The sequence below is a fragment of the Micromonospora sp. NPDC004336 genome (assembly GCF_053602615.1).
On sequence record NZ_JBSGDY010000006.1, the window covers coordinates 37,120 to 56,059 of the forward strand.

15 protein-coding genes are annotated in these 18,940 nt (G+C 75.9%); 9 read left to right on the forward strand and 6 right to left on the reverse strand.

Going from position 1 to position 18,940, the window contains the following annotated elements:
• Nucleotides 1–125: 125 nt before the first annotated feature.
• Nucleotides 126–1,880, reverse strand: a complete 1,755-nt coding sequence (locus ACWENR_RS02785) for a DEDD exonuclease domain-containing protein (protein ID WP_452275347.1) — start codon at nucleotides 1,878–1,880, stop codon at nucleotides 126–128.
• Between the two features lie 127 nt (nucleotides 1,881–2,007).
• Here ACWENR_RS02785 and ACWENR_RS02790 point away from each other — a divergent pair, with 127 nt between their 5' ends.
• The 4 genes from ACWENR_RS02790 to ACWENR_RS02805 all read left to right on the forward strand — a co-directional run bounded on the left by ACWENR_RS02790 (nucleotide 2,008) and on the right by ACWENR_RS02805 (nucleotide 6,750).
• Nucleotides 2,008–3,429 carry an NYN domain-containing protein gene (locus tag ACWENR_RS02790; RefSeq protein WP_452275348.1) on the forward strand — a complete coding sequence of 474 codons (1,422 nt, stop codon included), beginning with the start codon at nucleotides 2,008–2,010 and terminating at the stop codon, nucleotides 3,427–3,429.
• Between the two features lie 271 nt (nucleotides 3,430–3,700).
• Nucleotides 3,701–3,916: a hypothetical protein gene (locus ACWENR_RS02795; RefSeq protein WP_452275349.1), complete on the forward strand. Its 216-nt coding sequence runs from the start codon at nucleotides 3,701–3,703 to the stop codon at nucleotides 3,914–3,916.
• Between the two features lie 453 nt (nucleotides 3,917–4,369).
• Nucleotides 4,370–5,629 carry a M48 family metallopeptidase gene (locus ACWENR_RS02800; protein WP_452275350.1) on the forward strand — a complete coding sequence of 420 codons (1,260 nt, stop codon included), beginning with the start codon at nucleotides 4,370–4,372 and terminating at the stop codon, nucleotides 5,627–5,629.
• Nucleotides 5,626–6,750, forward strand: a complete 1,125-nt coding sequence (locus tag ACWENR_RS02805) for a glycosyltransferase family 4 protein (RefSeq protein WP_452275351.1) — start codon at nucleotides 5,626–5,628, stop codon at nucleotides 6,748–6,750. Before ACWENR_RS02800 ends, ACWENR_RS02805 begins: the two co-directional genes overlap by 4 nt.
• 418 nt (nucleotides 6,751–7,168) lie before the next feature.
• Here ACWENR_RS02805 and ACWENR_RS02810 read toward each other — a convergent pair whose 3' ends face one another.
• From ACWENR_RS02810 to ACWENR_RS02830, 5 genes are all read right to left on the reverse strand, one after another.
• Complete coding sequence (locus ACWENR_RS02810) at nucleotides 7,169–8,824, reverse strand: putative bifunctional diguanylate cyclase/phosphodiesterase (RefSeq protein ID WP_452275381.1); 1,656 nt, start codon at nucleotides 8,822–8,824, stop codon at nucleotides 7,169–7,171.
• A gap of 115 nt (nucleotides 8,825–8,939) precedes the next feature.
• Nucleotides 8,940–9,749, reverse strand: a complete 810-nt coding sequence (locus tag ACWENR_RS02815; RefSeq protein WP_452275352.1) for an SAM-dependent methyltransferase — start codon at nucleotides 9,747–9,749, stop codon at nucleotides 8,940–8,942.
• A gap of 176 nt (nucleotides 9,750–9,925) precedes the next feature.
• On the reverse strand, nucleotides 9,926–10,594 hold the full coding sequence (locus ACWENR_RS02820; RefSeq protein ID WP_007072219.1) for a response regulator transcription factor: 669 nt from the start codon (nucleotides 10,592–10,594) through the stop codon (nucleotides 9,926–9,928).
• A 7-nt stretch (nucleotides 10,595–10,601) separates the two neighbouring features.
• Complete coding sequence (locus ACWENR_RS02825) at nucleotides 10,602–12,296, reverse strand: sensor histidine kinase (RefSeq protein WP_452275353.1); 1,695 nt, start codon at nucleotides 12,294–12,296, stop codon at nucleotides 10,602–10,604.
• A gap of 14 nt (nucleotides 12,297–12,310) precedes the next feature.
• The gene (locus ACWENR_RS02830; RefSeq protein ID WP_452275354.1) at nucleotides 12,311–14,125 is read right to left on the reverse strand and encodes an AMP-dependent synthetase/ligase; all 1,815 of its coding nucleotides are present in this window, start codon (nucleotides 14,123–14,125) and stop codon (nucleotides 12,311–12,313) included.
• A gap of 190 nt (nucleotides 14,126–14,315) precedes the next feature.
• On the opposite strand from ACWENR_RS02830, the gene ACWENR_RS02835 reads away from it, so the two are divergent.
• The 5 genes from ACWENR_RS02835 to ACWENR_RS02855 all read left to right on the forward strand — a co-directional run bounded on the left by ACWENR_RS02835 (nucleotide 14,316) and on the right by ACWENR_RS02855 (nucleotide 18,778).
• A complete protein-coding gene (locus tag ACWENR_RS02835) occupies nucleotides 14,316–14,771 on the forward strand; it encodes an SRPBCC family protein (RefSeq protein WP_452275355.1) in 456 nt (151 codons plus the stop codon).
• 31 nt (nucleotides 14,772–14,802) lie between these two features.
• Entirely contained in the window at nucleotides 14,803–15,534 is a 732-nt protein-coding gene (locus ACWENR_RS02840) for a hypothetical protein (protein ID WP_452275356.1), read from the forward strand.
• 77 nt (nucleotides 15,535–15,611) lie between these two features.
• Nucleotides 15,612–16,559, forward strand: a complete 948-nt coding sequence (locus ACWENR_RS02845; protein WP_452275357.1) for an ROK family glucokinase — start codon at nucleotides 15,612–15,614, stop codon at nucleotides 16,557–16,559.
• Nucleotides 16,560–16,568: 9 nt separating this feature from the next.
• Entirely contained in the window at nucleotides 16,569–17,276 is a 708-nt protein-coding gene (locus tag ACWENR_RS02850; RefSeq protein ID WP_452275358.1) for an endonuclease/exonuclease/phosphatase family protein, read from the forward strand.
• A gap of 92 nt (nucleotides 17,277–17,368) precedes the next feature.
• The gene (locus ACWENR_RS02855; protein WP_452275359.1) at nucleotides 17,369–18,778 is read left to right on the forward strand and encodes a flavin-containing monooxygenase; all 1,410 of its coding nucleotides are present in this window, start codon (nucleotides 17,369–17,371) and stop codon (nucleotides 18,776–18,778) included.
• Nucleotides 18,779–18,940: the final 162 nt, after the last annotated feature.

An 18,940-nucleotide genomic window follows, 5' to 3' on the forward strand; every position in this document is an offset into this window, starting at 1 on the left:
ACACCTCCTCACCCCGGCCCCACGGCTGCCGAGACCCGGGCAACCGGGAGCAGGCCCACGAAACGGGCAGGACTGCACTTCTCTAACAGACTAAGCGAGCCGACGTAGTCCGATCGGTCACTTGGTCATGAGCGTTCGGTCGAGAGTTGGTGGGACGCGGCGTTCTCGGCCTTGCTCAGCAGGTCGCGGAAACGTGCCGCGCCGGCCACCGGGGACGCCCATCCGGAGGACATCTCGACCAGCCGGGTCTCCGGTCGTTCCAACCAGGACAGGATGCGTTCGGTCTCCTCGGCCGAGGCGCGCGGGATCGGGCCGTGGCCGGGCGGGACGGTCTCGGCGGTCGCCCGGATCGCGGCGATCGTCGGTCGCGGGTGGGCCCCGGGCGGCGACACCCCCGCCCCGGCCAGCCGGCCGTGCCGCACCAGCGCCAGCTCCCAGCCGCCCCGGGCGGCCGGGCGGGCGGCGGCCAACTCGGCGATCCCGGTCAGCGCGGCCAGCCGCTGCATCCGCACCGTCGCCCGCAGCACCGCGGTCAGCCGGGAACGCACCACCGCCGCCTCCTCGTAGCGCTGGTCGCGGGAGAGCGCCTCGATCCGGGCCAGCAGCGCGTCGACCACCGGCTGCGGGTCGCTGGCGGTCGCGGTGCGAAACGGCGCGACCGCGCGGGCGTCGTACTCCTCCGGGGTGATCCGGTGCTCGCAGGGCGCCGGGCAGCGACCCAGCTCGGCCAGCGCGCAGGCCGGCGTGACCGTGCGCAGCGAGAGCCGGTGGGTGCACTGCCGCAGCGGCACGGCGTCGTGGAAGCCGGCGGCGGCCAGCTCCGCCGTGCGCCGGGAGCTGAACGGGCCGAGGTAGCCGGCGTCGCCGGGGGAGATGCCCCGCACCACCGACAGCCGGGGGTAGGGCCCGTCGGTCAACTTAAGCCAGACCGCCCGCTCCGGGAACTTCGACCGCCGGTTGTACGGCGGGGCGTGCGCCCCGATCAGCCGCAGCTCGCGGACCTCCGCCTCCAGCGAGTGGGCGCACTCGACCGCCTCGACGCGCTCCGCCGCGGCGAGCATCTCCGAGATCCGGGCCCGCTTCTCGGCGGCGGTGAAGTAGCTGCGCACCCGGGTGGCGATGTCGCCGGAGGTGCCGACGTAGAGCGGCCGGTCGTCGGCGGCGCGGAAGATGTAGACCCCCGGCGCCTTGGGCAGCCCCTCGGCCAGGTGCCGCTTGCGTCGCTGGGTGGGGGTGACCGCGCGGGCGAACTCGATGGCGTCGCCGACGGTGTCGACCCGGTGCCCGCCGAGCCGGGCGATCAGCCCGTGCAGCACGTCGACGGTGGCCTTGGCGTCGTCGAGCGCCCGATGGGTGGGCTGGGTGGTGGTGCGGAAGTAGGCCGCGAGGGTGCCGAGCTTGCGGTTGGGCACCTCGTCGCGGGTCAGCACCCGACGGGCCAGGGCGGCGGTGTCGAGGACCCGGGGGTTGGGCCAGCGGTAGCCGTGCGCGGCGCAGGCGGCCTTGAGGAAGCCGACGTCGTAGGGGGCGTTGTGGGCGACCAGCACGGCGTCGGAGATGAACTCCAGGAAGCTCGGCAGCACCTGCTCGATCGGCGGGGCCGGCACGAGCATGGCCTGGGTGATGCCGGTGAGCACCGTGATGAACGGGGGGATGGGCACGCCCGGGTTGACCAGGGTGGCTAGCACGCCCAGCTCCTCGCCGCCGCGCACCTTCACCGCGCCGATCTCGGTGATCCCGCCGCCGTCCGGCGCGCCGCCGGTGGTCTCCAGGTCGACCACCACGAACGTCGTCGCGTACAGCGGCAGCGCCGGGTCGATCCCGCCCGCGCCGGGGTCGAAGCCGGCCAGCGGCTCCTGGACGTACTCCGTCTGTGCCATCGGCGGCACGCTAGCGCCACGGTCCGACACTCCCGTCCCAACGGCACCAGGCGTCGCCATCGGTCTAGGATGAGAGATCGGCTCACTCACCGGGCGGTGGGCCCGGTCGCGGTGGGAGACTTGCCACATGCCCCTCACCGAGCCGCACGACGACGGTCTCCCGCAGGAGGAGTCGGTCGACGCCGCGCGCGACGGAGACGGCGACGTCACCGAGGACGCCGCCGGCGAGGGGGCCGCTCCCGAGCCGGAGCCCGTCCTGCCCGAGCCGGTCCGCCAGCGCATCGTGGCGCTCACCGCCGCCGTGCTGCCCGGGCTGCCCGCCGACGAGGTTCCGGTGCCGCTGCGCCGGGTCGCCAAGTTCGCCCCCAACCGCCGCGCCCGGCTCGGCGCCCCGGCGATCGCCGCCCAGCTCACCGGCGACCCGCTGTTCCGGCAGCGGATCACCGCCCGGGTGCTCGCCGACACCGGGGATCTCGGCGCGGCGGTGCTCGAGGGCACCGCACCCGCCGCCGCCGACCCGGTCGAGGTGGCCGCACTGGCCTACCTGGCCCGCCCCCGGGGCTGGCGGGAGCTCATCGAGGCCAGCGGCGCGGCGGTCCGCGCGGAGGCCGACAGCGCGGTCGTCGCGGAGCTGGTCCGCGAGGCCGAGCAGCGGGCCACCCGCGCCGAGCACGACCGGGCGGTGGCCCGGGTGGAGGCGGAGAAGCTCCGCGACGAGCTGGCCCGGGTCCGCGAGGAGCTCGGTCAGCTGCGCGAGGAGGCCCGGCAGCTGGGCCGGTCGCTGCGGGAGACGCAGGCCCGCGAGCGCAGGGCCGCGGAGCTGCTGGCCACCGAGCGGGGCCGCGCCGCCCGCGCCGCGGCCGACGCCGACGCGGAGCTGCGCCGGGTCCGCGCCCGGCTGGCCGAGTCCGAGGCGGCGGCGGGGGTCGCCCGCGCCACCGCCAAGGAGGCCCGCTCCGTCGACGACGCCCGGCTGTGGCTGCTGCTGGAGACCATCGGGCAGGCGGCCGTCGGGCTGCGCCGCGAGCTGGCGCTCGACCCGGTCGACAAGCTGCCCGCCGACTTCGTCGCCGACGCCTTCGCCGAGCAGCCCACCACGCCGGCGGCCGGTGCCGCCACCCGCGCCCGCGACACCGACGACCCGGCCCGGCTCGACCAGTTGCTGGCGCTGCCCCGGGCACACCTCGTCGTCGACGGCTACAACGTCACCAAGCGCGGCTTCGGCGAGATGTCGCTGGAGCAGCAGCGCAAGCGGCTGATCACCGGCCTGGGCGGGATCGCCGCGCAGACCGGCGACGAGGTCACCGTGGTATTCGACGGCGCCGAACGGGTGCACGGGCTGCCGCCGTCGCCGCGCGGGGTCCGGGTGCTGTTCTCCCGCAAGGGCGAGACCGCCGACGAGCTGATCAGGCGCCTGGTCCGCGCCGAGCCGCCGGGGCGGCCGGTGGTGGTCGTCTCCTCCGACCGGGAGGTCGCCGACGGGGTGCGCCGGCACGGGGCGTACCCGCTCGGCGCCGACTCGCTGCTGCGCCGCCTGGCCCGCTCCTGACCGTCCCGCGCCGCCCTGCCGACGTGCCGGAGCCGGCGTCGCCCACCGACCGGGAGGCGGCTCGCTGTTCCGTCCGTGCCCGGTGTCGCCGTTCCCGGCTCGCTCCGGGGCGTCGCCGGACCGTTCGGCCGGCCCGCTTGATCGTATTCGGGGGGCTCCGGGGTCGGTTGTCCGTTTCTGTCGTACCCCTCCCGTAGCGTCGGGATGACCTACGGTGGTCGGGCGGTGACGCCACTGTCCCGCCCGCCGCCGCTGCGCATCAGGAGGCGAGATGCTCATCGACTGCGACGGGTGCGGGGTGCGGGGCGACGGCTGCGCCGACTGCCTGGTGACCGCCCTGTTCGACGCGTCCCCGGCCGACGGGCTGGGTGGCGCCGAGGTCCGGGCGATCGAGGTGTTCGCCCGGGCCGGGTTCGAGGTGGAGGTGCTTCCCGAGCCCCGGCGCCCGGCCGGCCGCCCCCGTTCCGCCGGCCGCCGCGTGGCCTGACGCCGGCCGGCCCAACAGCCGGCCCAGCAGTCGGTCCGGCGCGGCAGTCGGGCCCGGCGGTCGGTCCGGCGTGGCGGTCGGTCCGGCGCGGCAGTCGGTCCGGCCCGGCGGTCGGTCCGGCGCGGCAGTCGGCCCGGCGTCGGTTCGGCCCGGCGTCGGTTCGCCTCGGCGGTCGGTCCGGCGGTCGGTCCGGCCCAGCGGTCGGCCCGGTCCGGCGGTCGGTCCGGCCCGGGCGGGCGCCGTCGACGCGGGCAATAGGATGGGCGCTCACGGCGGGAGGGAGCGGCGCATGACGCGGGCACGGCGCGGTGGCGGCAGCCCCGGCGCGATCGGCGGCGTCGCGGGCCCCCGACGGGCCCGGACGGTGCCGCCGGCGGACCCACGGCGGTCGCGGTCGGCGGGCCTCGGACGGTCCCGCCCGGCGGGCCGGCGTCCGGCGCCGGGAGGGCTCCGGTGAGCCCGCGCGGCTGGGCGGTGCTGACCCTGGCCGGCCTGGCCGTGGCCCTGGTGGTGGCCGCCGCGGTGCTGATCCCGTGGCAGCGCCCGCCCGCGCCCCGGGCCGACCAGCTGGCCGCGCTGGGCGACCTCCCCGCCGACCAGGTGGCCCGCAGCCGGGAGTTCCGCTCGGCGCTGCGCCCCGCCGGGTGGGCCGCGATCGTCGTCGGCCTGCTGGTCGCCCTGGCGCTCGGCCTGACCCCGCTGGGCGGCCGGCTCGTGGAGCTGGCCGGTCGGCCGTTCGGCGGTCACTGGGCCGCCCAGGCCGTGGTCGGCGGGCTCGCGGTGGTGCTCGTCGCCGACCTGGTCACCCTCCCGTTCGCCGCCTGGCGCCAGGGCGTGCTCACCCGCTACGGGCTGAGCACCAACGGCTGGAGCGGCTGGACGGTCGACCTGCTCAAGTCGTACGCGGTCAGCGCCGTCATCGGAGCGGTGGCGCTGCTGGGCTTCTACACCGTGATCCGGCTGTCGCCGCGCTGGTGGTGGGCGTTCGGCGCGGCCGGCGCGGCGACCCTGGTGGTGCTGCTCTCGTTCGTGCTGCCCGTGCTGGTGGAGCCGGTGTTCAACAGGTTCACCCCGATGGAGCAGGGCCCGCTGCGCACCCAGCTCGTGGAGATGGCGGCCCGCGACGGCGTGCCGGTGCGCGACGTGCTGGTCGCCGACGCGTCGCGGCGCACCCGGGCGGTGAACGCGTACGTCTCCGGGCTCGGGCCGACCCGGCGGGTGGTCGTCTACGACACGCTGCTGCGCGAGGCCACGCCGGCCGAGGTGACCGCCGTCGTGGCGCACGAGCTGGGGCACGCCAAGGACCGCGACGTGGCCGTCGGCACCCTGACGGGAGCGTTGGGCGCCGCCGCCGCGGTGGTCGCGCTCTACCTGCTCGGCTCCTCCGGCCCGTTGCTGCGGCTGGCCGGCGTCGACTCGGTCGCCCAGCCGCGCGCGTTCCCCCTCCTGATCGCCCTGGTGACGGTCGCGGGGCTGGTGTCCGCACCGGCGCAGGCCCTGATGTCCCGGCGGGTGGAGGCACGCGCCGACGCGCACGCGCTGGCGCTCACCGGCGACCCGGCCGCCTTCGAGGCGATGCAGCGCCGGCTCGCCGGGATCAACCTCGCCGACCCTGACCCGCCGCGTTGGGAATACCTCTACTCCGCCACGCACCCGTCCACGGTCGAGCGGATGGCCGCCGCCCGCGCCCACGCCAGGGAGGCCGGCCGATGAGCCGTACGTTGCTGATCACCAACGACTTCCCGCCCCGCCCGGGCGGCATCCAGTCCTTCGTGCACAACCTCGCGGTGCGCCAGCCCGCCGGCTCGGTGGTCGTCTACGCCTCGACCTGGCGCGGCGCGGAGAAGTTCGACGCCGACCAGCCGTTCGAGGTGGTCCGGGAACGCACCAGGGTGCTGCTGCCCACCCCGCTGGTGGCGCGGCGGGCGGCCCGGCTGGCCCGGGCCTACGACTGCGACACGGTGTGGTTCGGCGCGGCGGCCCCCCTCGGGCTGCTCGCCGCCGGCCTGCGCCGCCGGGCCGGCGTCCGCCGGGCGGTGGCGCAGACCCACGGGCACGAGGTCGGCTGGGCCGCGCTGCCGGGCGCGCGGGCCGCGTTGCGCCGGATCGGGCGCGGCGTGGACGTGACCACCTACCTGGGCGAGTACACCCGGGTGCGGCTGGAGCGGGCGCTGCACGGGGTGACCGAGCTGCACCGGCTCGCGCCCGGCGTCGACGTGGACGCCTACCATCCGTCGGTCGACGGCCAGGCGGTCCGGCTCCGGCTCGGGCTGGCCGACCGCCCGGTGGTGGTGTGCGTGTCCCGGCTCGTGCCGCGCAAGGGGCAGGACATGCTGATCCGGGCGATGCCCGCGATCCGGCGGCGGGTGCCCGACGCCGCGCTGCTGGTGGTCGGGGGCGGGCCCTACCGGGCCACGCTGGAGAAGCTGGCCCGGCAGGCGGGCGTCGAGCGGGACGTCGTCTTCACCGGCTCGGTGCCGTCGGCCGAGCTGCCGGCCCACTACGCCGCCGGCGACGTCTACGCGATGCCCTGCCGCACCCGCAACCGGGGCCTGGACGTCGAGGGCCTCGGGATCGTCTACCTGGAGGCCTCCGCGACCGGCCTGCCGGTGGTGGCCGGCGACTCGGGCGGGGCGCCGGACGCCGTCCGCGAGGGCGAGACCGGGTTCGTGGTCCGGGGCCGCGACGTCGCCCAGCTCGCCGACCGGGTGGCCACGCTGCTCGCCGACCGGGACCTGGCCCGCCAGTTCGGCGCGGCCGGTCGCGCCTGGGTGGAGCGGGAGTGGCGCTGGGAGGCGCAGGCGCAGCGGATGGCCGCCCTGCTCGCCGGCTGAGGCGCCGGGCGGCGGGTGCGGCGGGGTGCGGCGGCCTCGGGGCCGGAGGCGCCGGGCGGCGGGTGCGGCGGGCTCGGGGCCGGCGGCCCCGGAGGCGCCGGGCGGCGGGGCGGCGGGCTCGGGGCCGGCGGCGGCGGGTGCGGCGGCCTCGGGGCGGCGGCCCCTGATGCACCGGGCGCGGCGAACCCTGGCCGGCGGCCACCGTCGTCACCTGCCGGCGTTTGCGTGGTCGGCGTCCGGGGCACCATGGCGTCTCGAACGCATCGACGACGATGGGAGCGAGATGGATCTGCTGGCCGCGAAGACGCCGCTCCCCGGCCCGGTCATGGCCGGGTTCTTCGTGCTCGTCGGGTTGGCGCTGGTCACCATCGTCATCCTGCGCAGCCGGCGCAGGTAGCCCGGGCCGGCCGGCGCGCGGTCAGCCCAGGCGGGCCAGGAGGCGCTCGGCGGAGTCCGGGCGGCCGAAGTGCCAGCCCTGGGCGGCGTCGCAGCCGATCGCCCGCAGCCGGTCGGCCTGCCCGGCGGTCTCCACGCCCTCGGCGGTGACGGTCAGGTCCAGCGCGTGCGCCAGCGACACGAGCGAGGCGAGGATCCGCTCGTCGGCCCGGCTCTCCGGCGCCCGCAGCCCGGCCACGAACTGCCCCGCCACCTTCAGCTCCGTCACCGGCAGGTCCCGCAGGTACGCCAGGTTGCAGTAGCCGGTGCCGAAGTCGTCGATCGCGATCCGCACGCCGAGGTCGGCCAGCGTCCGCAGCGCCCGGACGGGCTCCTCGGCCGTGCTCATCATGGTGCTCTCGGTGATCTCCAGCTGGAGTCGCTCCGGCGGCAGGCCGGTGCGCCGCAGCAGCCCGCGGACCTCCTGGACCAGGCCGGGGCGGCGGACCTGCCGCACGGCCAGGTTGACGCTCACGAACGGGGCCGCCCCGGCCGCGGCGGACCAGCTTCCCGCCTGCCGGCACGCCTCGGCCAGCACCCACCCGCCGAGCGGGACGATCAGCCCGGTCTCCTCGGCGAGGCCGATGAAGCTGTCCGGCCGCAGGACGCCCAGCTCCGGATGGCGCCAGCGCACCAGCGCCTCCACGCCGACCACCCGGCCGTCGCGCAGCGACGTCAGCGGCTGGTAGTCGAGGTAGAACTCACCCCGCTCCAGGGCGGCCGGGATGGCCGCCGAGAGCGCGTAGCGGGCCAGCTCCCGGCGGTCGCGGTCGGCGTCGTAGAGCGCCCAGCGCGCGCCGCCGGCGGCCTTCGCCCAGTGCAGGGTGCTGTCGGCCGCCCGCATCAGGTCGCCGGGGGAGGTGCCGGCGACCCGCCGCTCCACGATGCCGATGCTCGCCGACACGCACAGCTCGTGCCCGTCCACCAGCGCCGGTTCGCGCACCGCGGCCAGCGCCGCCTCCGCCACCGCGACGACGTCGGCGGTGCCGGTGGTGCCCTCGACCAGGACGACGAACTCGTCCCCGCCGAGCCGGGCGACCAGGTGCCCGTCGAGGGCGGCGCGGAGCCGGTCGGCCACGGTGACCAGCAGGCCGTCGCCGACCTGGTGCCCGTGCGAGTCGTTGACCACCTTGAACCGGTCCAGGTCCAGGAAGCAGACGCCGACGCGCTCCGCGCCCCGGCCCGGCGAGTCCACCGCGGCGCTGAGCCGCTGGGTGAACAGGGCGCGGTTGGGCAGGTCGGTCAGCGGGTCGTGGGTCGCCTGGTGGCGGAAGCGGGCCTCGCTGGCGCGCAGCGCCCGCTCCGCCTGCGCCCGCGCGGTCATCGCGGCCCGCCGGATGGACTCCTGCTCGTCCAGCGTCCGGTCCCGCAGCGCGCGGGAGTATCCGGTGGCCACGGCGGCAAGCAGCCGCGCCAGGCGGTCCCCGACCTCCTCGCCGACCAGCCCCAGGTCGCGGGCCAGCCGGAGCTGGACGACCTCGACCGTACGCCCCAGCGCCTCGGGCGACGCGACGTGCGCGGCCACCAGCTCCGTGGCGACCCGGTGCCCGACCCGCAGGTCGAACGGCTCGGACAGCAGCGCGGCGGCGAGCTGGTCGGTGAGGCGTTGCAGCAGCGCCTCCAACTGGGCCTGGGTCATCGGCAGGTAGCTGGTGCCGGAGACGGCCTTCGCCCAGGCCCGGGCGAAGACGCCGGGGCGGGACGGGCCCGCGGCGGTCGCGTCGGGCGGGGCGGTGGCCGTCGCCCCGGGCGGCTCACCCACCGAGCCGCCCGACGCCGCCGATGAAGGCCGCCCGCTCCGCGTCCTCGGCGCTGTCGGCGGTCTCGGGTCGCCACTGCGGCACCCAGACCACGCCGGGATCGACCAGTTCGAAGCCGTCGAAGAGGGCGGTCAGCTCGCTCCGGCTGCGGAGCCACAGCGGACTGTCGGTGCGCCGGTAGACCCGCTCGGCCTCGGCCCGCTCGTCGTCGCCGCGCCCGTCGGCGCTGGTCTGCGACAGCACCAGGTAGCTGCCCGGCGCGAGCGCCTCGCGCAGCGTCCGCAGCAGCTCGGCGGGCCGGTCGTCGTCGGACACGAAGTGCAGCACCGCGACGATCATCACGGCGATCGGCTGGTCGAAGTCGAGCAGCCGACGGACGTCGGGGTGGGCCACGATGCGCTCGGGGTGGCGCAGGTCCTCCTGGACCGCCGCCGCGCGGTCGTTGCCGAGGAGGATCTCCCGGCTGTGCGCCACCGCCACCGGGTCCACGTCGACGTAGACCACGCGGGCGTCGGGCGCGTCGCGCTGGGCGATCTCGTGCACGTTGCCGACGGTCGGGATGCCGGAGCCGATGTCCAGGAACTGCCGGACGCCGGCGTCGAGCAGGAACTGCACCGCCCGGCGGAGGAAGGCCCGGTTGGCCTGGGCCATCAGGGGCGCCTCGGGCACGGCGGCCACCATCGCCTGGGCCGCCGCCCGGTCCACCGCGAAGTTGTGCGAGCCGCCGAGATAGTAGTCGTACATGCGGGCCACGCTGGGGCGCTCGATGTCGATCTCGTCGGGTGCCCAGTCCGGCCGCTGCATGCGCTCACCCCTCGATGTCGGGCGGTGCGGACGCCGTCGCCCGCGCCGGTATTCTGCCGGTTCGCCGCCGGGGAGACCATAGCGCGCCGCCCGCAACCCGCCACGACGCCGGTCGATACGACGACGGGCCCGCGCCGGCGTCGGCCGGGCGCGGACCCGTCGGTCGGGTCGGGCGGTCAGAACTTCGGCGCGTCCGGGGCCTCGAGCAGGCCGAGCCGCAGCGCGGTCATCAGCGCCTGCGCCCGGTTGGCCGCGCCCAGCTTCTCGTAGAGCTTCGAGATGTGGGTCTTGGCGGTGGACTCGCTGACGAAGAGCTGCTTGGCGATGCCCGCCACGCTCATCCCGTCGGCGAGCAGCCGCAGCACCTGGCCCTCCCGGGGGGAGAGCTGCGGCCCGGACGGGGCCAGCCGGCGCTTCATGGCCTCGGCCAGGTCGGCGGCGGTGAAGGCGCTGGGGGAGGAGGCGGCGTGCCGGGCGGCGGCGACGACCTCGTCGGCCGGCGCGGTCTTGGGCACGAAGGCGCTCGCCCCGGCCTCCAGGGCGCCGAAGAGCTGGTCGTCGCCGGCGTACATGGTGAGCACGACGATGCCCATCGAGGCGCTCGACTTGCGCAGCGCCCGGGTGGCCTCGAGGCCGCTGCCGTCGGGCAGCCGCAGATCCATGATCACCACATCCGGCTGCAGCGCACCGGCCTGGCGCACACCCTCCGCCGCCGTGGCGGCCTCGCCGACGACCTCGAACTGGCGGTCACGCTCGAACGCGTGCCGCAGGCCCTTGCGGATCAGGTCGTGATCGTCGACAAGGAGGACCTTGGTACGGGTGGCCGGTGTCGGACTTGTGGTCATCCTCGGGTTACTCCCCTTCTGCTGCCGCTGCGCTACCGCGCACGTTATCGCGCCGGGGCGAGGAGCCGAGCACCACCGCGACGGTCGTGCCGCTCGGTTGGCGCGGCCTGATCTCCAACCGGCCCCGGATACGTTCCGCCCTCTCGGCCATGATCGCAAGGCCGTAGTGCCCGTCGGAACGCTGGTCAGCGATCCCCTGACCGTCATCCGACACTTCGATCTGCGCGTACGGTGGGTCGACCTCGCAGGTGACCCAGAGATTCGAGGCCCCGGCGTGCTTGCGCGCGTTGGTGACCGCCTCCTGGGCGATGCGCAGCAGCTCCGCCTCGGTGGCGGCGGGCAGCCGGGCGGTCGACTCGTCCAGGGACAGGTGCACCCGCAGCCCGCCGGAGGCGCCGACCGTGCGGGCGTACTCGGCGATGGCGGCGGCGAGGCCACCGTGCCGGTCGACCTCGCTGCGCAGCTCGAAGAGGCTCAGCCGCAGCTCGGTGATCACCCGGGTCACCTCGCCGCGCAGCGTGCGCAGCGCCTCGGCGGTCTCCTTCGGGTCCTCGTCGACGTAGGCCAGGGCGTTGTCGATGCCGTAGCCGACCATCACCAGCTCCTGCGCCACCCCGTCGTGGATCTCCCGGGCCAGCCGCTGCCGCTCCTCGTTGGTGGCCAGCGAGCGGACCTCGTCGAAGAGCAGCGCCGCCTCCAGCCGCAGCGCGGCCGGTCGGGTCAGCCCGGTCACCCGGGACACCACCCCGGCCGGGTACGCCTGCGCGGCGTCCGCCTCCAGCACCACGAGACCCACCGTACGCACCCCGGCAACCAGCGGCACGATCAGCGCGGAGACCTCGCCGCCGCGGTGCGACCGGGCCTGCGAGCGGGCGGCGGTCTGCGGCTGCTGGCTGGCCCAGGCGTCGGCGATCGCCGAGTCCGCGTCCAGCGTCGTCTCCCAGTCGACCCGGTCCACGCCCACCTGGGCGAGCACCACGAGCCGCCCGCCGCCGCTGGCCGACAGCACGGCCGCCCGGTCGGCCCGGGCCACGGTGCGCAGCTCCTCCAGCAGGTGCTCGGCGATGCCGCCCGGGTCGAGGGTCGCCCCGGGCAGCTGCCGGGCCACCGTGCGCAGCTGGGTGAGCAGCCGGGTCGCCTCCGCGTACGGCTGGGGCTTGCCCTCGTCGCGGACCCGCATCACCCGGTGCAGCGTGCTGGCCGTGTAGAGGCCGAGCCCGGCCAGGATCAGCCACTGGGCGCAGACCGCCAGGTAGCCGAGCTGGGCGAGCTGCCGGCCGCCGTCGGCCCCGGTGAGCGCGCCGGCCACCAGCAGGGTGGCCGCGGTGACCGCCAGCAGGGCGGCCCCCTCGGCGAACCGGCGGCGCAGCGCGGTCACGGTGACCGGCACCGCCAGGTAGGGCAGCACCGCGGAGGCGCCCACCCCGCCGGTCTCCCCGCCGACGGTCGCCACGGCGGCGACCTGGCTCGCGGCCAGCCCCAGCACCACCACCTCGGCCACCCGGCTCAGCGGGCCGACCAGCCGGTGCTCGGGTGCCAGCAGCGCGGGCAGCCCGGCGGCGGCGAGCAGCGCGACCCACCAGAGCTGGGCGGGGTCGCGCGTGACGAACAGGATCAGGACCGCGACCAGCGCCAGCAGGACCACGCGCGCCGTGGCGGCGAGGGGATGCGGGTGGGGCCGGGTGGGCGTCGAGGCGGGCACGTGACGGATGGTAGTCAGCCCCGGTAGATGTCGGCGATCTCCGCCGCGTACGACTTGTGCACGATCTGGCGCTTGACCTTGAGCGACGGGGTCAGCTCGCCGGTCGCCTCGGTGAAGTCGCGGGGCAGGATCCGGAACACCTTGATCGCCTCGGCCTTGGAGACCGCCTGGTTGGCGGCGTCGATCGCGCCCTGGATCTCCGCCCGCAGGCCCTCGTGGTCGTGCAGCTTCTCGACCGGCGTGTCCGCCGGCAGGCCGGCGGAGGCCAGCCAGCGCGGCAGCGCCTCCTCGTCGAGGGTGACGAGCGCGGCGATGAACGGCTGCCGGTCGCCGACCACCACGCACTGGCTGACCAGCGGATGGGCCCGGACCTGGTCCTCCAGCACGGCCGGGGCGACGTTCTTGCCGCCGGCCGTCACGATGATCTCCTTCTTCCGGCCCGTGATGGTCAGGAAGCCGTCGTCGTCGAGCGCGCCGAGGTCGCCGCTGCGGAACCAGCCGTCCGGGGTGAGCACCTCGGCGGTGGCCTCCTCGTTGCGCCAGTAGCCCCGGAAGACGAGGTCGCCGGAGATCAGGATCTCGCCGTCGTCGTCGATCCGGATCGTCACGCCCGGCAGCGGCCGGCCGACCGAGCCGATCCGGGTGGCGTCGGGCAGGTTCGCGGCGGCGGCGGGGGAGGTCTCGGTCAGGCCGTACCCCTCGCAGACGCTGACGCCGATGCCGCGGAAGAAGTGACCCAGCCGCGCGCCGAGCGGGGCGCCGCCGGAGATGGCGTCCCGGCACCGGCCGCCCAGGGCCGCCCGCAGCTTGCGGTAGACCAGCTTGTCGAAGAGCGCGTGCTGCGCGCGCAGCGCCAGGCCGGGCCCGCCGGAGGTCTCCAGCGCCTCGCTGTACGCGATGGCGACCTGCTCGGCCCGGGCGAAGATCCTGCCCTTGCCCTCGGCCTCGGCCTTCTGCTTGGCCCCGTTGTAGACCTTCTCGAACACCCGGGGCACCGAGAGCACGAAGGTGGGCCGGAAGTCCTGCAGCTCGGCGACCAGGTTCTTGGTGTCCGAGCAGTGCCGCATGGTGGCCCGCGCCTGGACGACGCCGATCTGGATCAGCCGGGCGAAGGCGTGCGCCAGCGGGAGGAACAGCAGGGTCGACGCGCCGGGGCGGAAGAGGTTCGGCAGCACGGGCACCGCGTTGGCGATGTCGGCGTACATGTTCCGGTGGGTGAGCGCGCAGCCCTTCGGGCGGCCGGTGGTGCCGCTGGTGTAGATGATGGTGGCGAGGTCGTCGGCCCCCACGGCGGCGCGCCGCCGGTCGACCTCCGTCGGGTCGACCGTCCCGCCGGCCCGGACCAGGTCGTCCACCCCGCCGAGGTCGAGCTGCCAGACCTGCCGCAGCTCCGGCAGCCGGTCGCGTACGCCGGCGACGAGCGTGGCGTGGGCGTTGCTCTCCACCACGCAGGCCACCGCGCCGGAGTCCGCCAGGATCCACGCGGCCTGCTCGGCGCTGGAGGTCTCGTAGATCGGCACGGTGACCGCGCCGGCCGCCCAGATCGCGTAGTCCAGCAGGGTCCACTCGTAGCGGGTGCGGCTCATCAGGCCGACCCGGTCGCCGGGCTGGATGCCGGCGGCGACGAGGCCCCGGGCCGTCGCGACCACCTCGTCGCGGAACTGCCGGCAGGTGACGTCGACCCACGTCCCACCGCCGCCCGTCGCCGTGCCGCCGGGGCGGACGAACTGGACGTCGTCCGGGGCGACCTCGGCGTTGTCCCAGACCGGGTCGGTGAGGTTGGCCGCGTCGCCGACGGTGACGATCGGCGGAACGGAGAACTCGCGCACCTGCACTCCCTCGTGCTCACTGGCCGTGCCGGCCGCCACCACGGGTCGGCTCTGTCGAAACCTACCCGCCCCGGCGACCAGGCTGAAAAGGCAGGTCGCCCCCGGGCTCCCGGCGCGGCCGGCCGCGCCCCCGCCACGCGTGCGGGGGCGGCGCGGCGTGGCGGCGGTCGGCGCCGGGTAGCCTCCCCCCATGGCGGACACCTCCACCCAGTCGATCGTCGTCGGCGCGCCACCGGAACGGGTGGCGGCGGTCATCTGCGACTTCCCGAGCTACCCGGAATGGACCGAAGCGGTGCGGCGGGTGGAGGTGATCGAGGAGTACGAGGACGGCTACGCCAGTCAGGTCCGCTTCGTCATCGACGCCGGCGTGATGGCCGACGAGTACGTGCTGGCCTACGAGTACGCCGAGGACCTCTCCCGCGTCGAGTGGCACCTGGTGGCCCCGTCGAAGATGCAGAGGTCGCAGCGTGGCTCGTACGACCTGGTGGGCAACCCGGACGGCACGACCACGGTGACCTACACCCTGGAGGTCGAGCTGTCGGTGGGGATGCTGGGCATGTTCCGCCGCAAGGCCGAGAAAATGATCATGGATACCGCGTTGAAGCAGCTCAAGCGCCGGGTAGAAGAACCCGGTGCGGCGCAGTGACGCGTCCGGCGGCACGGTAGAGGAGCCGACCATGGGTGCGACGGATCCGGGTTCGGCCCGGGAAGAGGCGGAACGGCTGGTCGCCACGCTGCTGGCCGGCGCCCGGCTCGCCACGGCCGGCGGCGCGAACGGTCCCTGGGGCCCGCTCGGTGAGATCGTCTCGGGTGTCCTCGGTCACAGCGCCGGGGCTGGCGGGTCGACCGGGGCGTCCGCGGGCGGTTTCGCCACCGGCGCGCCCGAGTGCTGCGTCTGCCCGGTCTGTCGCGGCATCGCGGCGCTGCGCGACCCGAGTCCCGAGTTCGCCGAGCGTCTCGCCACCGGCGCCGGCGATCTCGCCGCCGGAGTGGCCAGCCTGCTGCGCGCCTTCGCCCCGCCCGAGCCCACCGCCGGGTCCGCCACCGGGCCGGCCGGGTCCGCCACCGGGCCGGCCGGGTCCGCCACCGGGCCGGCCGGGTCCGCCACCGGGCCGGCCGGGTCCGCCGCCGAGCCCGCCGCCTCGACCGGCCGGGCGGGTGGCGCGGACGACCACGTGTGGCGCGAGGCCACCCGTAGCGGGCATGATTCTCAGCCGGCAGCGGAGCGGGACGTCTGGTCCGCCGCCACCCGGGCGGAGGACGTGGCCGCCCCGGCCGCCGCACCGCCCGCCGACGCAGCCGGGCCGGCCGCCGCGGCGACCGTACGGACGTCCGCCGACCGTCCCGTGGTGCCCGCGACGCGGGCACCCGGCGACGTGGGCGAGCAGCCACCAGGCGACGGGGCCTGACCATCGCACATCCCGACCACGCGCCGGCCGTCCGGCGGCGCGGGCGCGGGGCAGCACAGCAGAGGGGAGTGGCAGCGGTGACGCTGACCATCGGAGTCGACGTCGGTGGCACGAAGGTGGCCGGTGGTGTCGTGGACGCCACCGGCGCGGTCCTCGTGCAGGCCCGACGGGACACCCCCGCCGACGACGTCGCCAAGACCCGCGACGTCATCATCGAACTGGTCAACGAACTGGCCGTCGGGCGGTCGGTCGAGGCGGTCGGCATCGGCGCGGCCGGCTGGATCGACGCGACCCGCTCGACCGTGCTCTTCGCCCCGAACCTGGCCTGGCGCGACGAGCCGCTGCGGGAGTACGTCAGCGCCGCGACCGGCCTGCCGGTGATCGTGGAGAACGACGCCAACGTGGCGGCCTGGGCGGAGTTCCGCTACGGCGCGGCCCGCGACGCCGACGACTCGATGGTCATGTTCACCATCGGCACCGGCGTCGGCGGCGGCATCGTGCTCGGCGGGGAGCTCCTGCGCGGCGCCAACGGCATCGCCGCCGAGCTGGGCCACATGCTCACCGTGCCCGACGGCCACCAGTGCGGCTGCGGCCGGCTCGGCTGCATCGAGCAGTACGCCAGCGGCAGCGCCCTGGTGCGGTTCGCGCGCGCCGCCGCCCGGCAGGAGCCGCACCGCGCCGCCGCCCTGCTGGAGCTGGCCGGCGGCGACGCCGAGGCGGTCACCGGTCCGATGGTCACCGCCGCGGCACAGGCCGGCGACCCGGTCTCCACCGAGGCGTTCGCGCAGGTCGGGCGATGGCTCGGCACCAGCCTCGCCGACATGGCGCAGATCCTCGACCCGCAGGTCCTCGTCGTCGGCGGCGGCGTGATCGACGCCGGCGACCTGCTGCTCGGCCCGACCCGCCGGTCGTTCACCGACGCCCTCGCCCAGCGCAGCCGGCTGCCGGTGGCCGAGATCCGCCCGGCCGAGCTGGGCAACACCGCCGGCGTGATCGGCGCCGCCGACCTGGCCCGCCGGATCTGAGGCGGCGCCGTGACGCAGAACCCGGGCGTGCCGCTGCGCGTCGTGTCGTACAACATCCACAGCCAGCGCGACGACACCGCCGCGCTGGCGGAGGTGGTCCGCTCCGCCCGGCCGGACGTGGTGGTCGTGCAGGAGGGGCCGCGCCGGTTCCGGTGGCGACAGAAGTCGGCCGCGCTGGCCGAGTCGTTCGGCCTGGTGGTCGCCGCCGGCGGGCTGCCCGCGCTGGGCAACCTGCTGCTGACCAGCCTGCGGGTGCGGGTGTCGGCCACCCGGTGCCGCCGCTTCCCGCTCACCCCCGGTCGGCACCTGCGCGGCGCCGCGTACGCCGAGTGCGTGGTCGCCGGCGGCGCCCGGTTCACCGTGGCCGGGTCGCACCTGTCCACCGACCCGGCCGAGCGGCCGGGGCAGGCCGCGCTGTTCAAGCGCGACCTGGACGACGCCGCCACGCCGGTGATCGCCGCCGCCGACCTGAACGAGGGGCCGGACGGGCCGGCCTGGGCGACCGTCGCGCGGGGGCTGACCGACGCCGCCGTGGTGATGGACCGGGCGGACCGGCTCACCTACTCCTGCGCGGATCCCCGGCGGCGGATCGACGCCCTCTTCGTCGACCCGCGGATCACGGTGGTCGACTACGACGTGGTCGACACCCCGCAGACCCGCCGGGCCAGTGACCACTTCCCGGTCCTGGTCGACCTGCTGCTGCCCGGGGACGACTGACCCTACGGCCCGTCAGGGGCTGGACATCCCGGCCGGATGTGGGAAGGATTCTGCGCGACCCGGCACTCGTGCCGCACAAAAGGAGATCTCCGGTGCCCACCTCCACCGACCACGGCCGGCCCGACCCGGAGGCGAGCACGCTCGCCCTGACCCGCGACGGCAGGCCGGTCTCCGACCGGGGCGACACGGTCTGCGTGATCGGCGCCGGGGCCAGCGGGCTCGCCGCCATCAAGAACCTCAAGGAGCACGGGTTCGGCGTCGACTGCTACGAGCGGGAGACCGGCGTCGGCGGGGCCTGGAACTGGCGGCACGACCGCAGCCCGGTCTACGCGAGCACGCACCTGATCTCGTCGCGGCCCTTCACCCAGTTCCCCGACTTCCCGATGCCGGACGACTGGCCGGACTACCCGCACCACAGCCGCTTCCTGTCCTACCTGGAGCGCTACGCCGACCACTTTGACCTGCGCGCGCACGTCTGGTTCGGCACCGAGGTGGTCCGGGTGGAGCCGGTCGACGGCGACCGCTGGGACGTGACCACCCGCAGCACCGGCGGCTACGGCCCGGAACGCACCTCCCGCTACGCGGCGGTGGTCGTCGCCAACGGGCACAACTGGTCGCCGAAGCTGCCCCGCTACGAGGGGCTGGAGGAGTTCCGGGGCGAGGTCATGCACGCCTCGTCCTACAAGGACCCGGCGCAGCTGCGCGGCAAGCGGGTGCTCGTCGTCGGCGCCGGCAACACCGGCTGCGACATCGCCGTCGAGGCCGCCCAGCAGGCGTCGCGCTGCTGGCACTCCACCCGCCGGGGCTACTGGTACGCCCCGAAGTACGTCCTCGGCCGCCCCGCCGACCAGGTCAACGACGCGCTGCTGGCACTGCGGGTGCCGTTGCGGGTGCGGCAGTGGCTCTACCACTGGACGCTGCGGCTGACCGTCGGCGACCTGACCCGGTTCGGCCTGCCGAAGCCCGACCACCGGGTCTACGAGACGCACCCGATCGCCAACAGCCAGCTCGTCTACCACGTGGGCCACGGCGGGATCGCCCCGGTGCCGGACGTCGCCCGCTTCCACCCGTACGCCGTCGAGCTGTCCGACGGCCGGGAGATCGACCCGGAGCTGGTCGTCTTCGCCACCGGCTACCTGCCGCGGTTCGAGTTCCTCGATCCCAAGGTGCTCGGCGACGACGCGGGGACGGGTCGGCCCACGCTCTGGCTCAACGCCTTCGCCCCGGGCCATCCCACGCTCGCCGTCGCCGGCCTGGTGCAGCCGGACTCGGGCATCTTCCCCCTGTCGCACTGGCAGACGGTGCTCTTCGCCCGGCTGCTGCGGCTGCGCCTGACCCGTCCCGACCGGGCGGCGGCCTTCGCCGCCCGGGTCGCGGCGAAGGCGGGCGAGCGCTACTCCGGGCCCGTCAAGGACAGCAGCCGGCACTGGTTCGAGGTGGGCCACGCCGACTACCTGCGCGCGGTCCAACGCGCGCTCCACGATCTGGAAGGTTCCCGGTGAGCGCGAGGAGTGCAGCGCAGCGGAGCCCCGCAGTCGCGAACGAAGGGTGGGCACCGGTGAGCGTGAGGAGTGCAGCGCAGCGGAGCCCCGCAGTCGCGAACGAAGGGTGGGCACCGGTGAGCGTGAGGAGTGCAGCGCAGCGGAGCCCCGCAGTCGCGAACG

Excerpts from the sequence above, each read along its gene's own strand:
- ACWENR_RS02785 (WP_452275347.1), bottom strand. The coding sequence starts at position 1,880 with ATGGCACAGACGGAGTACGTCCAGGAGCCGCTGGCCGGCTTCGACCCC.
- ACWENR_RS02790 (WP_452275348.1), top strand. The coding sequence starts at position 2,008 with ATGCCCCTCACCGAGCCGCACGACGACGGTCTCCCGCAGGAGGAGTCG.
- ACWENR_RS02795 (WP_452275349.1), top strand. The coding sequence starts at position 3,701 with ATGCTCATCGACTGCGACGGGTGCGGGGTGCGGGGCGACGGCTGCGCC.
- ACWENR_RS02805 (WP_452275351.1), top strand. The coding sequence starts at position 5,626 with ATGAGCCGTACGTTGCTGATCACCAACGACTTCCCGCCCCGCCCGGGC.
- ACWENR_RS02810 (WP_452275381.1), bottom strand. The coding sequence starts at position 8,824 with ATGACCCAGGCCCAGTTGGAGGCGCTGCTGCAACGCCTCACCGACCAG.
- ACWENR_RS02815 (WP_452275352.1), bottom strand. The coding sequence starts at position 9,749 with ATGCAGCGGCCGGACTGGGCACCCGACGAGATCGACATCGAGCGCCCC.
- ACWENR_RS02820 (WP_007072219.1), bottom strand. The coding sequence starts at position 10,594 with ATGACCACAAGTCCGACACCGGCCACCCGTACCAAGGTCCTCCTTGTC.
- ACWENR_RS02835 (WP_452275355.1), top strand. The coding sequence starts at position 14,316 with ATGGCGGACACCTCCACCCAGTCGATCGTCGTCGGCGCGCCACCGGAA.
- ACWENR_RS02840 (WP_452275356.1), top strand. The coding sequence starts at position 14,803 with ATGGGTGCGACGGATCCGGGTTCGGCCCGGGAAGAGGCGGAACGGCTG.